This is a genomic window from Paraburkholderia azotifigens (assembly GCF_007995085.1).
GTDB lineage: Bacteria > Pseudomonadota > Gammaproteobacteria > Burkholderiales > Burkholderiaceae > Paraburkholderia > Paraburkholderia azotifigens.
Genome location: NZ_VOQS01000005.1, coordinates 1,182,124 through 1,196,063, shown reverse-complemented (window position 1 = coordinate 1,196,063; position 13,940 = coordinate 1,182,124). Strand labels below are relative to the sequence as shown.

The window sequence follows — 13,940 nt, the reverse complement described above, 5'->3', positions numbered from 1 at the left end:
GCCTATCGTGAGCGGACTGGGCGGTGCAGGAGGCGCAGGCGGAGCAGGTGGCGCAGGTGGTGCAGGAGGCGCAGGCGGGGCGGGTGGAGCGGGCGGCGCTGGCGGGGCGGGCGGTGTCTACGATCAGGGCGGAGGCGGCGTACCGTGCGACGGGCCGCTGTTTGCTGAAGCGATGATCGGTCATCGCGACGGCATTGTCGGCAGCTGGCGCACGCCTCAGAACGCCACGCTGAACTACGATCTTCAGCGTTTCCTGCCGCTCGACGACTATCGGCAGTTATGGCGCTGGGAGCCGTGGGTCCGCGCGACAGCGATCGATTTCGAACTGCTGTCCAACGTGCGCTTCTCGATAGAGACCGACGCCGCGGCGAACGTTCAGCGTGCGCAACTGTGGCATCGGCCATCGGGAGGCGGGAACGGCCTGAAGATCGTCAACCTGAGCCGGCCGTCCGAGCTCGTCTTCCAGGCGCAGGCGGAATGGCTCGACTTCTATTCGGACCTGCGTGACGACCGCATGGCCGAGATACTCTGCCAGATGGGACCGCAGCACGCGTTCTGGGGCATGCTGATCTATCTGCATCCGAGCCGCACGCCGCGCACCATCGAACTGCTCGATATGGCCGTGCGCTTCGCGATCTTCACGGAGATCCGCTTCAAGCACGCGATCGCCGCGCCGCGCGCGATCGAATATTCGTCGCAGGTGCAGCCGATGATCCAGACGCCGGGACACGGCTCGATGCCGAGCGGGCATTCGACGCAGGCGTTCATCGTCGCCGTCGTGCTGTGCGCGCTGTTCAATCAGCAATTCGGCACGGTCTTCTATCAGCAGGCGATGCGGCAGGCGTATCGCGTGGCCGTCAACCGCACGGTCGCGGGCGTGCATTTCCCCGTCGACAGTATCGCGGGCCACGTGCTCGGCACGGCGCTCGGCGAATACCTCGTGGCGCGCTGCACGGCCTTGCTCCCGCCCGCCCCGAGAGCGCCGCTCTCGCCGCCCAATGTGCAGCACAACCCGGCCATGTACACGCGGCTACAAGGCAAGGTCACGCCGCGTTCATTCAAGGGCGAGGCCGTGACGGTAGCTGACAATCCGGATTTCGACTATCACGAGCCGTTGAGTCCGAACGACGTCGCGAACTATGCGCAACTGCACGGCATCAATGCGAACACCGTGCCCGGCCTGTTTCCGTTTCTCGGATGGGATCCAGCTGTCGTCGTCGACGGTTCGGAGATCCTGTCGTGGCTCTGGAACCAGGCCGAGTCCGAGTGGAACGGCAACAGCCTCGCCAACACGCAGTTCTGAAGTAACCATAAGCTCTCAACCCTGTTCCAGCGAGGTGAGCGATGAACTGGCAATCGTTGACGGGCACGGGCGGCGCGTGGAGCGGGATCGACTGGACCGCGCGCGCCGCCGATACGGCGAGCGCCGATCCTTATCTCGCGTGGGCCGACGCCACGCAGTTCGCCGATCTCGGCGGGCTGCCCGCCGGCTGGATACGCGTCATCATCGAACTCGAAGCCTATTCGCCGAATGGCTCGGCGCAGACCGCGAAATCTTTTGCGGACGATCTCGAAGGCGCGAATGCGGCGTGGCAGGCGTGGATACGCGTGTCGTCGCTGTATCGCTATCCGCCCGCCGATCTCGAGCAGACCCGCTTCCTGACGGCTGTCGTGACGAAGGCGTTCTTCGGCCAACTCGACACGACGCTCAAAGGTTTCGTGAGGCGCTTCGAGTTTGGCATGCCCGTCGTGCCGGACGACCTGCCTGCTACGCCTGCCGCGCCTGCCGCGCCGAACGCGGGAACGCTGGCGGATGGAACAGGCCCCGCGTTCGGTCCCGTCTCTTCCGTCACGGGTTCGAACACCGGTGCAGGGCAGATGGTGTTCCTCGGCGTGATGGACGATGGTCTTGCATTCGCGCATGAGCGGTTCCGCTCGACCAGCACGCCGTCTACCACGCGAATCGAACGCTTCTGGAACCAGGACGACGCAGCGGGCACGCCGCCATCGCTGCACTATGGCAGCGAACTCAGGAAAGCCGATATCGACGCGCTGCTCGCGCGCTGCACGCTCGCGGGCCAGGTCGAAGAAGACGCCGTGTACGCGCAGGCCGGCTACATCAATGTGCGCAAGCGCTGGGCGCATGGTACGGAAGTGATGGATCTCGCGGGCGGCTTGCGGCCCAATCCGCTTCATGCCGCATCGATGTCACCGGGCGAACTCGCGCAGCGGGATGCGCTGGCGAAAGTGCGTGTGCTCGGCGTGCAGTTCAGGACAGCGGGCCGGACCGTGCGCGATACGACGGGACGCTGGTTCGCGGTGCACGCGCTCGATGCGATGCGCTACATCCTGCGGTGCGCCGACGATCTTGCGAGTGGCGCGAAGTATTGCGTCGTGCTGAATCTGAGCTATGGCTATATGGCGGGACCGCACGACGGCAGTTCGATCATCGAAAGCGCGATCGAAGAACTGATCGCTCTGCATCACGATCTGAGCATCGTCGTGCCGGCGGGCAACAGCAATGTGCTGCGTTGTCACGCGAGTTTCTCCGTGGCGAACGGCGCGTCGAAAGACATTACGTGGCGCGCGCTGCCCGACTGCGCGACGCCGGGCTTCATGGAAATCTGGTTGCCGGAACATGCGGATGCGTCGAAGGTGACGGTCCGGATACATCCGCCCTGGGGCGATCCGAGTCCCGTGATCGCGGTGAAGAATATGGCCGTGTATCAGAACGGGAACGGCCGCGACGTGTCGTGCACGGTCGTGTATCTGGACCGGGTCGCGACGGGCGGACGCAACATGATCCTGATCGCGCTTGCGCCGACCGTCACGCGTCAGCCGTCGCGCATCGCGGCGCCTGCCGGCAACTGGGTCGTGACGCTGGCGAATCTTGCGGGCGCGAATGGATCGATCGATATCCACGCATGGATCCAGCGCAACGAAACGGCCTATGGTTTCCCCATTCGCGGACGTCAGTCGCGTTTCGAGGATCCGCGCTACAAGCGCTTCGTCGGCGGCATGCATGTGCGCGATTTCGACGACAACAACACCGATTCGTGGATCAGCCGTCGCAGCACATTGAACTCGATTGCGACGGGGGACTCCACCGTCGTGGTCGGTGCTTACCGGCGCACGGACGGCACGGCGGCGGCGTATTCGTCGACGGGACCTTCGCTGCGCAAGAACGTGAGAGACGGCCCCGATGCGACTGCGATCAGCGAGGATTCGCCTGCGTGTGCCGGCGTGCTCGGTGCGAGTACGCGCAGCGGCTCGCTCGTCGCAATGTCGGGGACGAGCGCGGCCGCGCCGCAGGTTGCGCGTGTGCTCGCGTGCACGCAAGTCATTGGCCAGGCGCCTGTCATCCAGCCGCATGGGATGCCGCCGTTCTCGGCGCGAGCCTGGGTCAAGCAACGTGCGGGGATGGTGGACCCGGCGCCTGGCCCGGCGGTGGCCCATCAGCTAGGCAAATGTCCCGGCACCGCGACGCCCCCCATCGTTCCGCTGCCGACCCATACGTGGGTGCCGTTGCTGCCCGATGTGCGCGGAGGCAAAGGGCGGTTTCCGTCGCCGCGGTGGAAGAAGCGCGGCGTCAAGCTGTAGCGCGAATGCATCACGAACGTAAGGAAAGTAAGGCGCATGAAAAAGGGCCCGTCGTCGCCGGCGGGCCCTCGCACTGCGCTTCGTGCATCGCCGGACGACGACGCACGCAGCGTTCAGTTACCACCTTTGAACAGATCGTTCAGCCGTTGCGCGTCGCCGTTCTGTTGCGAACGCACGAGATCCTGATAGACCTCGGCGCGCGTCTTGCTGTGCGTCATCGCCATGCCGCCCGACATGGAATTCGTCGACATGCCGGGGCCTTCGGAATTGATTACGGTTTCGGGCGTCGCGGCCGACACGCTGGTCCCGGCTTCTTGTGCATAGGCTTGCATGGCCGTCAGGCAGAGCATGCCGCCACAGAGGATGAGCACCGTCTTCATGTGAGTCTCCTTACGAACTTTGCGGCGCATTACCCGGTTGCGCCGGACCGAGACGAGGCGTGTAAGGCGTTCGACAGGAACGCAATGCACGCCAACCATAGACGTGAGCAACCATCAGGATCTGTGAGGCACAGGATTGACTACGTTGACACGTGAATCGTGACGCTCGCGAGCGCCGTATGAACCCAGTATGGATGCTGCACGCATACTGGCCCATATGACTTTGGTGATACACGCACGTAACGGCAATGCGTGTGGTTTCGCGCTTGAAATGGCCGACCCGTTCGCCGTTCTTGAATGAGCCCTTGGGTCGAAAGGAGATGAACATGTCCCGCTATCACGCTCGCATCACAGGAAAAGACCAGGCGGCATTGGCCGATCTCGTGACGAAGTACAAGATCCTCGTCGCGCGTCACACTATCGAAAAGGTTCACGACGGCTATCGTGTCGACGCGCATGCAACGGATGCGCAGATCAAGTCGCTCGAAGGTGCTGGCTACAAGGTCGAGCGTCTCGAGGACGCGGAAGCGCAAGGCAAGGCGCGTCAATCCGAGACGCGTACACGGATGGCCGGGCCGCAAGCACTGGAGTCGTTATCGGTGGCAGCGGGCACGGGCTATCTCGACGTCGAACAGGTCGAGGCTGCGATTGCCGCCGCCACGGCCGCACCCAACGATACGTTCGCGAAGCTGATCAAACTGCCTCATCCGACATGGGAAAAGCGTGCGTGTCATGCCTTGAAGATCGGCAAGGGCAGCGGCGCGACACGTCCCGGCATCTATTTTCTGGGCGGCGTGCATGCGCGCGAATGGGGCAGTCCGGACATCCTGATCCATTTCGTGCAGCTGCTGTCGAATGCCTATACGACGCATACGCCCATCAAGATCGGCAGCAGAACGTTCAGTGCCGCGGATCTCAAGCAGGTTGTCGAAACTAAAGACCTGTACGTGTTTCCGCAAGCCAATCCCGATGGCCGCCACTACAGCATGACGGCAGAGTCGATGTGGCGCAAGAACCGCCGCCCTGCGCCGGCGGGTCATACGAAGCCGCAATGCTGCGGCGTGGATATCAATCGCAACTACAATTTCCTGTGGAATTTTCCGCAGTACTTCGATCCTCAAAGTCCCATCGCCAATTCCACCGATCCCTGCGATTACGAGGTGTATATCGGTCCGGCCGCCGAATCCGAGCCTGAAACGAAGAACGCCGTGTGGATGTTCGACACGTATCCGAACATCCGCTATTTCGTCGATCTGCACAGCTATTCGGAAGACATTCTGTACAACTGGGGCGACGACGAAGATCAGAGCACGCATCCCGACATGAACTTCCAGAACCCGTCGTACGACGGCAAGCGCGGCATCGCAAACGACAAGGCGTATCGCGAGTACATCGGGAGCGAGGACAAGAAAATCGCCGTGCATCTCGCGAATGCGATGCGCGATGCGATCAAGGCGTCGCGTGGCCGCGTGTACAAGACGGAACAGTCGATGAGCCTGTATCCGACGGCAGGCACCTCCGACGACTACGCGTTCAGCCGTCACATCATCGACGCGAAAAAGGCGAAGGTGTTCTCTTATACGATCGAATGGGGCAGCCCCGGCAATCCGACGCCGTTCCATCCCGCTTACGCCGAGATGAAGCAGATCATCGACGAAGTCACGTCGGGGCTGTTGGCGTTTTGCATCGAAGCGAGTTGAGTCGAGCGCTGCATCTGAGGCATGTATGGCGCTGCGTGCTTCAAAGCCCTTCGACCAGCACCACGCGATGCCGCGACCCTGCGAGCCTGTGCTGCGCGACTGCCTGATAGGCCTCGCTGTCATACCATGCGCGCGCCGCCTCAACGGAGGGAAATTCGAGTATCACGGTCGCCTCGGCGGCGTCGCCTTCCAGTACCTGCTGTGTGCCATAGGCGGCGAGTACTTTGTGCGCGTGGCCGTCGAAGGTTGCGCGTACTTTCGAACGGTATGCGTCGAGTGCTGCCGGGTCTTGCGTGCTTTCACGCGTGAAGATCACATATGCTGCCAAGTTGTTCTCCTTTGTCATCAGGCTTCGAGTTCGCGTAACGCGGTCCGCCCGCGCGTGAATTGAAGCGCCGCCTGCGCGACGCGTTGTCCGAGGTACCTCGCCGTGTCCAGATCGGACTGCGGCGGCGCGAGGTCTACGCCTTCGTCGGCGTTCGATTGCGCGGCTGCGCCGAGAAAGAAGCCGAGCCGGTTCGCGTCCTGTTCGCTGCCGCTCGAACTGTTGTTGCCAGGCGGCAAGCCGAGGCTGATCCAGTGCATGCCGTGCTGCGCGGCGAAGATCGCGAACTGCGTCAACGTGGCGAGCTTGTCGCCCGAGCGCGAGGCGGAATTCGTGAAGCCTGCTGCCAGCTTGTCTTTCCACGCGCCTTTGAAGAACGCGCCGGCGCTCGCATCCATGAACGCCTTGAACGCTGCCGATGCGCTGCCCATGTAGGTTGGCGCGCCGAAGATGATGGCGTCGGCGGATTCGAGCGCGGCCCATTCGTTCTGCGCCTGCTCGACGCTCACCAATAGCGGTGCCGCGCCTTGCGCTTGCGCGACGCCTTCGCTGACGGCTTGCGCCTGACGCGCGGTGTGGCCATAGCCGCTATGAAACACGATGGCGACGGTGACTTCTTCTGTATGGATTTGCGAAAACATGACGTTTGCTGAAGTAAGTGGATGCGATACCGCGTGTCACGCCGCGCCGCTGCCGACTGCTTCGAGAAACTCAGCAGCCGTCATCGCATCGTGGCCGAACGCCGGATAGGAAATCGTCAGTGCGGCTTCATGTGCCGCTTCGGTGAAATCGGCGACGGCGTCCGTGATGAACGTCACGTGAAAACCGGCTTCGAGCGCATGACGGCCCGTGCCTTCGATGCACGTCTGCGACGTCAGCCCCGCGAGCACGACCTTTTCGATGCCGTTCGCGCGAAGCTGCTCTTCGAGATCGGTGCCGATGAACGAATCGAACATGCGGTGATGGCTCACGACGATCTCGCCGTCGCGCGGACGCAGCGGCGCGTAGAAATCCGCGCCGTAGCTGCCTTTGCGCAGCACTTCGTTCTGCAGCGCCCATTGCATGCGCGGATGCACGTGCTTGATGTCGTCAAAACTGTGCTCGTCGGTGCCGTGCGGCGCGAAGATGATTTTCACGCCCGTTGCGCGCGCGCCGTCGAGCAGTTGCGCGACATGCGCGACGAAACCCGTCTTGTCGAGCATCGGCGCAATCGACGCATGCAGCTTGCCGTCATCGGCAAGAAAGTCGTTCAGCACGTCGATCAGCACGAGTGCGGTGGTTTGAGGCGGATAGAGGCGGTCGTTCATTTCGCAAGTCCTGGGATGAGTGCGCCAACAGCGGATTGCGTCGAACCTCCGGACCCGGAGCCTTCGCCCTGAACCGCCTGGCTGTTGGTGGCATGATGGGCGAGTCATCGGCCCGGCACTACGGGCTTTCGGCGGACAACATCTATTCGTGGCGCAAATGAGTGACCGATTCCAGGAACTGCACGTGTTCGTGCGCGCTGCCGAAACGGGCAGCTTCTCCGCGACCGCGCGCGAACTCGGGCTGTCGCAGCCGTCCGTGTCGCGCATCGTGTCGGAACTCGAGGCGCGGCTCGGCACGACGCTCCTGCTGCGCAGCACGCGCAACATCGTGCCGACAGAGGCGGGCAAGGCGTTTCTGCTCAGGGCGCGCAAGCTGCTGCGCGATCTCGAAGAGGCCGACGACGAAGCGCGCCATGCCGGCGGGCTGAGTGGCGTGTTGCGCGTGGCGACGTCGGCCATCGTCGGCGTGCGGACGCTGATTCCGAGTCTGCCTGTGTTCCTGAAGGCGCATCCCGCGTTGCGTGTCGAACTGCTGACGTCCGACGGCATTCAGGATCTGATCGCGGAGGGCGCCGATCTGGCCGTGCGCTTCGGCGAACTGGAGGATTCCGGTTTCGGCGCTCGCAAGATCGGCATGGTGCCGCGCATGCTGGTCGCTTCTCCCGCCTATCTGAAAGAGCGCGGCACGCCCGCCACGCTCGACGACCTGGCCGCGCACGACCTCGTCACCGGCCCGTCGGGCACCGCGCACGAAACGTGGACGTTCCAGCACGACGGCATTCCCGTATCGATCAAGGTGCGGGCGCGCGTGTTCGTCGGCGCGGCGGAGGGCGTGATTGCGTGCGCGCGCGAGGGTCTTGGCATCGCGATGGCGAAACAGTGGCTATGCGAGCCGGAACTGCGCTCGGGGCAGCTCGTCACCGTGCTGGACGACTACCGCCTGCCGCCCGCGCCCATTCACGCGGTGTTTCCCGAAGGCGCGCAGCCGTCGCAGAAGGTGCGTCTCTTCACCGATCATCTGATCGACGTGTTTTCCGCGCTGCACGGCGATACGCGACTGGCGCCGTACCGGAAGTTTGCCGTCGAGCGCGCTTCATGACGCGCAATCGTTTGCGCAGCGCTTTTCTTTTTCCCCGATTCGACCTCGCACGCGACGGTGTTGGATGAATCGATGCTTGTCGCATCGGCCCGCGCGTGCCCGCCGCGCCGAATTGTTGCGAAGCCGTCGCGAACTGAGACGCATGGTAAAGCCCTCGCGGAAAGCCGCGCTATTGTTGCCTGAAAAGAGCAGGACAGGCCGCGTGACGGTGTCGACAACGCCGCCGGCGCGCTGACGCAGCCGCTGTCGTCGGCGACAGCGCGGCCCGTCCGGCAGCCAAAGGAAGAGATCGGGGGCCAACATGCCAGCAATAAAAATGGAAACGCCGGCGGACGTCGCGACGCTACGCTCTGCGAGCCTTGCGGACGTGGAGCTGGAGCATCTGGAAAGGATGGTGCAGTACGTGGTGCGCCGCACGGGCGCAGACGACGTATCCAGGCTCGACTACGAATACTGGGGCAAGCGCTTGCGCAAGCTCGCGCAGACCTACGATCTGGTGGCGACGCAGCGGCAGCGGGTCATCGCGCTGCTGGATCTGCTGGAGCGGGAAACGGTGTATCAGGCACGGCGCACGGCCGTCGCCTGAAGCGGCGCGCCGGCCCTAGGCCAGCATGCCCAGCGCCGTCTCCAATACCGTGCGCTTGAACTTCTTCTCATGGTCGGGCAGCGACGAAAACGCCCGCATCAGATGGCTGTACGCGACGGTCTTGCTGATCGCGTTCAGCAGCATGAAAAACATCACGCTGGCGTCCTTTATCTTCAGTTCGCCTTCTTTTGCGGCATCGGCGAAGAGCGGCACGAGCACCTCGTGGTAAGGGCGTACCAGCCGCTCGATCAGCACATTCAGCCGTTCGCCTTCCTCCGTCGCCGCCGTCGAGAAAAAAATGCCGACATCGGGGTCGTCGAACACTTCGTCGATGAAGCGCACGACCGCGCTTTCCACGCGCGCTCGCGCGCCCAGCGGCGAGGTCCGCAAGGCGGCCGTCGCATCGATCATCGGCGCCATCTGACCCGCGATCTGCTCGACGACGGCGAGCCAGAGCGTTTCCTTCGAACCGAAATGATGCGCGACGAGCGCCGCATCGACGCCTGAATCGCGTGCGATCTCGCGCACGCTGGTCGCCTCGAATCCCCGCTTGCCGAAGGTCTTGCGCGCATTGCGCAGGATCATGTCCGGCCCGACCGACGCGCTCGACGCCGGACGCCCGCGCGCGCGTTTCTTTTCCTTGTGGGTTTCCGCTGCTGCCGTCACTTCTTTCATTCGAATGAGCTTGCCGATCGTCCCGTCAGGCGTGAGTGTAACCGAGCATCCCAACGGGGCCGCAACACGCCCGTTTGACACACGGCCGCCGCGCCGTTACGATCTCAATATTCATCACGTGTTGAATTAATCATGTCTGAGCGCGTACGGATCGAACCCACTGCCGACGTCTGGCCCTGCACCGTTGACGCCATCCGCAACTTCGAGGTCAGGCCCGAACCCGTCGAATCCCTGCGGCCGGCCGGGCGCCGGGCGCGCGCGGCGGCACGCTGGGACGGGCAAAGCCAGCCGACCGTGCGCGTGCTGGACAAGCCGACTCCGCAGACGCTGACCGTCTCGTGGTGCGATGCGCGCACGGGCCACTACGGCTATCAGACATGGCGCGTGAACATCGCGCGCAGGGCGGGCGTCTGCGTGCTGACGGGCCGTCCGATCGAGGCGGGCGATATGGTCTACTGCCCGCGCGCGAACGGCACGCCGCCCGGCAATGCGGGCGCGATGATCGTCGCGTCGGGTATCGGGTGGTGAGGCGAGGCGGTGACGTTGCGCCGCCGGATTGCATCCCGTCTGGCCGGAGAGCGCCGTATGTCGCGGATTGGCGACATGGAAAGGCTTTGAAATAATGTGCAACGGCATATCGGATCGATAGTTTGCGGTGGGTCGACGACTCACGGACGCAATGATGGGTGGCGGGTTGTGTTTTAATCACGGGTACCGTTGCCTTTCAACATATCCGTTTTCAATCACCACCAGATGTCCCTCGCCGTCAAGTCCGAATTGCTGGAAAAACTGTGGGCGCGCATGAGCGAGCGCGGGGATTTCCCGATGCTCTCGCAGGCGCTGCGCTCCACCGTGTCGGCGATGAATAACGACGATCTGGACTTCACGTCGCTCGTGCAGGTCGTGCTTTCGGACGTCGGCCTTACGCAAAAAGTGCTGCGGCTCGCCAATTCGGCCATGTATGTCGCATTCGGCGGCAATATCACCACCGTGACGCGCGCGCTGATGGTGCTGGGCATGGATACCGTCGGCCATCTCGTCGTCGGCATGAAGATCGTCGATCACTTTCATCAGAGCGCGCCGCACCGGATCGACGCGAAGCTCGAACTGAACCGCGCGCTGCTGTGCGGCACAGTCGCGCGGCGCATCACGGAAGGCTTCGATCTGCGTGTCGCGGAAGAAGCCGTGGTCTGCGCGCTGATGCGGCAGATCGGCCGGTTGCTGGTGGCGTTTTATCTGGAAGGCGAGTGGGACCGCCTGCGCCGCACGGCGGCATCCGACGAAATCGACGACAGCGAGGCTTGCGCGCTGCTGTTGGGCGTGAGCTTCGAGGAAATCGGCGGCGAGGCGGCGCGCCGCTGGCGTCTGCCGGAGACGATCTCGGCGGGCATGCAGGCGATCGGCGCGCCCTCGGACGAGCCGCTCTCCGAGCATGTGCGCTGGCTGCGTGCCGTCAACAGCTACTCGACGGAAGTCGGCAATGCGCTCGTCGCACACGCGCCGGGCGACGAGCTGGAAGCGCGGCTCACCGAACTCGCCGGGCTTTACAGCGACGCGCTGCGGATGGACGCGGCGCGGCTCGACCATCTGAGCACCGCGCTGATCGACGAAGAGAGCAATGAAGGCCTGATGCAGGAGATTTCCGAACTGCGCGCCCACGCCGATGCCATCGTGCGCACCGGCAAATCCGCGCAGGCGCGTCTTTCAGCCGGGCTCGAAGACCTGCGCGCGCTGCCGTCGAGCAAGGCGCTCTCGCCCGTGCTCACGCTGGCTTCCGAAACGATTCTGGCGGGCCTGTCGCTGTCGCGCACGCTGGTGTTCGTGCGCCAGGCCGACGCGCGCTATCACGCGCGCATCGGCTTCGGTCCCGGCATGGAGCGCACCCAGCCGACGCTCAACTTCGGCGCGGGCTTCCAGCCCGACGTGTTCCATCTGGCCATCGCCAACCCGGTCGGTATTTTTATCGAGAACGCACACGAGCCGCGCATGGAAGCGCGTCTGCCGGACTGGTTCAAGGCGCATCTCGCCGACGCGCAGGCCTTCGTGTTGCTGCCCGTGAAGGCCAACGACACGACCGTTGCGCTCGTCTACGGCGACTGGACCGACCCGCGCGCCGTGCACAAGATCACGCAGCCGGAAATGGCGGTTCTCAATGAACTGACACGCGAATTGAGCCGTTTCTTTTACGGCGCGAATCTCGAAGAAGCCGAAATGCTGTAAGCGCGTGTCGCGGCGCGAGCACGCCGCGACGCTACACCGTCAGCGTTGCCAGCCCGCCAGCAGCGTGGGCAAATGTTCCATCTGTTCGAACACGTCGGCGACGCCGACGGTCCTCAATGCCGCCTTCGAGCTATGGCCTTTTTCGCTGGGGCTGTAGCCGAATACGGTCGCGCCCGCGGCGCGGCCCGCCGTGGCGCCCGTGACCGTGTCTTCGACCACCGCGCAGCGCACAGGGTCGACGCCGAGCCCGGCGGCCGCGGCGAGGTAGACATCGGGATGAGGCTTGTTGCGCGCCGTTTCATGGCCGCTGAAGATGTGGCCGTCGAAGTATTCGAGCACGCCGATTTTCGCCAGCATCAGGCGGATCTTGAAGCGATCCGCGCCGGATGCGACGGCGATCTTTCCGTCGAGCCGCGCGTGCAGGTCGGCGACCGTCGCGACGATCCCTTCGATCGCCAGCACCTCGCGGTCGAGCGCGGCGTTGCGGCGCTCGCGAAACGACTCGAGCCAGGCGGGCGTGATCATCACGCCCGTTTTCGCTTCGATCAGCGGCGCCTCGTCCATCACCGTCTTGCCGACGAAAATCGACATCGCTTCGTCGATGCCCAGCTGCCAGCCCAGCTCGCCGAGCATTGCGGTCAGCACGGTATTGGTGATCGTTTCCGAATCGACGAGCACGCCGTCGCAGTCGAACAATACGGCGTCGAAGGGAAAAGCAGACATCGCGGTCCTTTGTGAGTCGGTCAAAACCCGTTAGGTTAGCGCGACTCGGCGTTGTCTGCTGCAAAAGCGGCCGCGCGCAGCGAGTGCGCGGCCGCCATCTTGCGGACGATCAGAAGCGGTGGCGCAGGCCGACGCGCGTCACGAACTGCGTGTTCGCGCCCGCATTGCCGATGAACGCTGACGACGAGCCGATCTCGGCCTGCACGGGCACGTTGCGCCCCGCCACGACGTTGCTGCCCGATGCCTTCTGATAGATCGCGAGCACGTAGACGTCCGTGCGCTTCGACAGCGCATAGTCGACCGAGCTGTTGATCTGATGCCACTTGCCTTCGAAGCGGTCGTCGAGGTCCGAGAACGTGTAGCCGAGACCCGCCGACAGCGCCGGCGAGAACGCGTAGCGGCCGCCGATTTCATAGTTGTTCAGCTTCGACGATGCGCCCGACAGCGGCTCGAACTTCGTGTGCGTCCAGTTCGCCCACACGAGGCCCGCGCCGATCGCGTAGCGCGCGCCGATACCGAACGTTTCGAGGTCGCGCAGCCCCAGCGTGTTGACGTTCGCGATGCTCACACTGAAGGCGGGCGTCGCGCCGTTCGGGAAGCGGATGTTCGTGTACGCCGCGCCGATGCCGAACGGACCCTGCGCATAGTTCGCGCCGAAGCTGTATGCGCTGGACGAACCCTGGCTGGTCGTGGTGCCCGTCGTCGTGGTCGGCGTGCCGGCGAACTGCGTGGAGTTCGAGAAGCCGTACATCGCGCCGAACGTGAGGCCAGCGAAGTTCGCGCTGCTGAACTTGACCGCATTGTTGATGCGGCTCGAAACCAGCTGGTCGAGGTCGTTGATGTGGTACGCGTAGTTGCCGGCGGGCGTCTGGCTGCCCATCGTGTAGTTGCCGCCGATGTATTCGGTCGAGAACGAGTATTGACGGCCGAACGTCAGCGAGCCGATACCGTCCTTCGCGACGCCGACGAATGCCTGGCGGCCGAACAGCGCGCCGCCCTGGCCCGACGTGCCGTCACCCGTGCTGAAGCCGCTTTCGAGCACGAACAGCGCCTTCAGTCCGCCGCCGAGGTCTTCCGTGCCGCGCAGGCCCCAACGGCTGCCCGACGCGACGCCGTCGCCGTATTTGACGAGGCTGTCGTGACCCTTCGGCGTGGCCACCTTGTTTGCGTACGTCACGCCGGCATCGAGCAGGCCGTACAGCGTGACGCTGCTTTGTGCATGCGCTGCCACGCTGAGAGTCCCTAGGGCCGCTGCGGCCAGGATGGTCTTTTTCATTCTCTTCCTATTTGTAGTAGATGCTTGCGCGATCGCTGCGGGCAGCCGC

General features: G+C 64.0%; 14 protein-coding genes. 7 read left to right on the top strand and 7 right to left on the bottom strand.

The genetic code is table 11. The features are described from left to right. Positions 1 to 7: 7 nt before the first annotated feature. Positions 8 to 1,303, top strand: coding sequence for a phosphatase PAP2 family protein (locus FRZ40_RS37410; protein WP_240057454.1), 1,296 nt, complete (start codon positions 8 to 10; stop codon positions 1,301 to 1,303). A gap of 41 nt (positions 1,304 to 1,344) precedes the next feature. Then, positions 1,345 to 3,600 (top strand): S8 family serine peptidase, encoded by a 2,256-nt coding sequence (locus FRZ40_RS37405; protein WP_147237547.1) that lies wholly within the window; start codon positions 1,345 to 1,347, stop codon positions 3,598 to 3,600. Positions 3,601 to 3,713: 113 nt separating this feature from the next. On the opposite strand, the gene FRZ40_RS37400 is transcribed toward FRZ40_RS37405, so the two are convergent. After that, positions 3,714 to 3,980, bottom strand: coding sequence for a DUF4148 domain-containing protein (locus FRZ40_RS37400; protein WP_147237546.1), 267 nt, complete (start codon positions 3,978 to 3,980; stop codon positions 3,714 to 3,716). 326 nt (positions 3,981 to 4,306) lie between these two features. Here FRZ40_RS37400 and FRZ40_RS37395 point away from each other — a divergent pair, with 326 nt between their 5' ends. Continuing rightward, entirely contained in the window at positions 4,307 to 5,680 is a 1,374-nt protein-coding gene (locus tag FRZ40_RS37395; RefSeq protein ID WP_028364265.1) for a M14 family metallopeptidase, read from the top strand. A gap of 40 nt (positions 5,681 to 5,720) precedes the next feature. Here FRZ40_RS37395 and FRZ40_RS37390 read toward each other — a convergent pair whose 3' ends face one another. The 3 genes from FRZ40_RS37390 to FRZ40_RS37380 are packed head-to-tail and all read right to left on the bottom strand — an operon-like array spanning position 5,721 to position 7,312. Next, the gene (locus FRZ40_RS37390) at positions 5,721 to 6,008 is read right to left on the bottom strand and encodes a DUF1330 domain-containing protein (protein ID WP_147237545.1); all 288 of its coding nucleotides are present in this window, start codon (positions 6,006 to 6,008) and stop codon (positions 5,721 to 5,723) included. Positions 6,009 to 6,025: 17 nt separating this feature from the next. Continuing rightward, on the bottom strand, positions 6,026 to 6,646 hold the full coding sequence (locus FRZ40_RS37385) for a flavodoxin family protein (RefSeq protein ID WP_147237544.1): 621 nt from the start codon (positions 6,644 to 6,646) through the stop codon (positions 6,026 to 6,028). A gap of 36 nt (positions 6,647 to 6,682) precedes the next feature. Further along, positions 6,683 to 7,312: a cysteine hydrolase family protein gene (locus FRZ40_RS37380; protein WP_147237543.1), complete on the bottom strand. Its 630-nt coding sequence runs from the start codon at positions 7,310 to 7,312 to the stop codon at positions 6,683 to 6,685. A gap of 157 nt (positions 7,313 to 7,469) precedes the next feature. Here FRZ40_RS37380 and FRZ40_RS37375 point away from each other — a divergent pair, with 157 nt between their 5' ends. Then, on the top strand, positions 7,470 to 8,411 hold the full coding sequence (locus FRZ40_RS37375) for a LysR family transcriptional regulator (RefSeq protein ID WP_147237542.1): 942 nt from the start codon (positions 7,470 to 7,472) through the stop codon (positions 8,409 to 8,411). A 316-nt stretch (positions 8,412 to 8,727) separates the two neighbouring features. Further along, positions 8,728 to 8,997 (top strand): hypothetical protein, encoded by a 270-nt coding sequence (locus FRZ40_RS37370; protein ID WP_028364260.1) that lies wholly within the window; start codon positions 8,728 to 8,730, stop codon positions 8,995 to 8,997. Positions 8,998 to 9,012: 15 nt separating this feature from the next. On the opposite strand, the gene FRZ40_RS37365 is transcribed toward FRZ40_RS37370, so the two are convergent. Beyond that, positions 9,013 to 9,672: a TetR/AcrR family transcriptional regulator gene (locus FRZ40_RS37365; protein ID WP_028364259.1), complete on the bottom strand. Its 660-nt coding sequence runs from the start codon at positions 9,670 to 9,672 to the stop codon at positions 9,013 to 9,015. 132 nt (positions 9,673 to 9,804) lie between these two features. On the opposite strand from FRZ40_RS37365, the gene FRZ40_RS37360 reads away from it, so the two are divergent. Together FRZ40_RS37360 and FRZ40_RS37355 are read left to right on the top strand one after the other, a co-directional pair. Continuing rightward, positions 9,805 to 10,200 carry a DUF3331 domain-containing protein gene (locus FRZ40_RS37360; protein ID WP_147237541.1) on the top strand — a complete coding sequence of 132 codons (396 nt, stop codon included), beginning with the start codon at positions 9,805 to 9,807 and terminating at the stop codon, positions 10,198 to 10,200. 225 nt (positions 10,201 to 10,425) lie between these two features. Further along, positions 10,426 to 11,892, top strand: coding sequence for an HDOD domain-containing protein (locus FRZ40_RS37355; protein WP_028364257.1), 1,467 nt, complete (start codon positions 10,426 to 10,428; stop codon positions 11,890 to 11,892). Positions 11,893 to 11,931: 39 nt separating this feature from the next. On the opposite strand, the gene FRZ40_RS37350 is transcribed toward FRZ40_RS37355, so the two are convergent. Together FRZ40_RS37350 and FRZ40_RS37345 are read right to left on the bottom strand one after the other, a co-directional pair. Next, positions 11,932 to 12,615 carry an HAD family hydrolase gene (locus FRZ40_RS37350; protein WP_147237540.1) on the bottom strand — a complete coding sequence of 228 codons (684 nt, stop codon included), beginning with the start codon at positions 12,613 to 12,615 and terminating at the stop codon, positions 11,932 to 11,934. Positions 12,616 to 12,724: 109 nt separating this feature from the next. Beyond that, a complete protein-coding gene (locus FRZ40_RS37345) occupies positions 12,725 to 13,891 on the bottom strand; it encodes a porin (RefSeq protein ID WP_147237539.1) in 1,167 nt (388 codons plus the stop codon). Between the last annotated feature and the right edge of the window lie 49 nt (positions 13,892 to 13,940).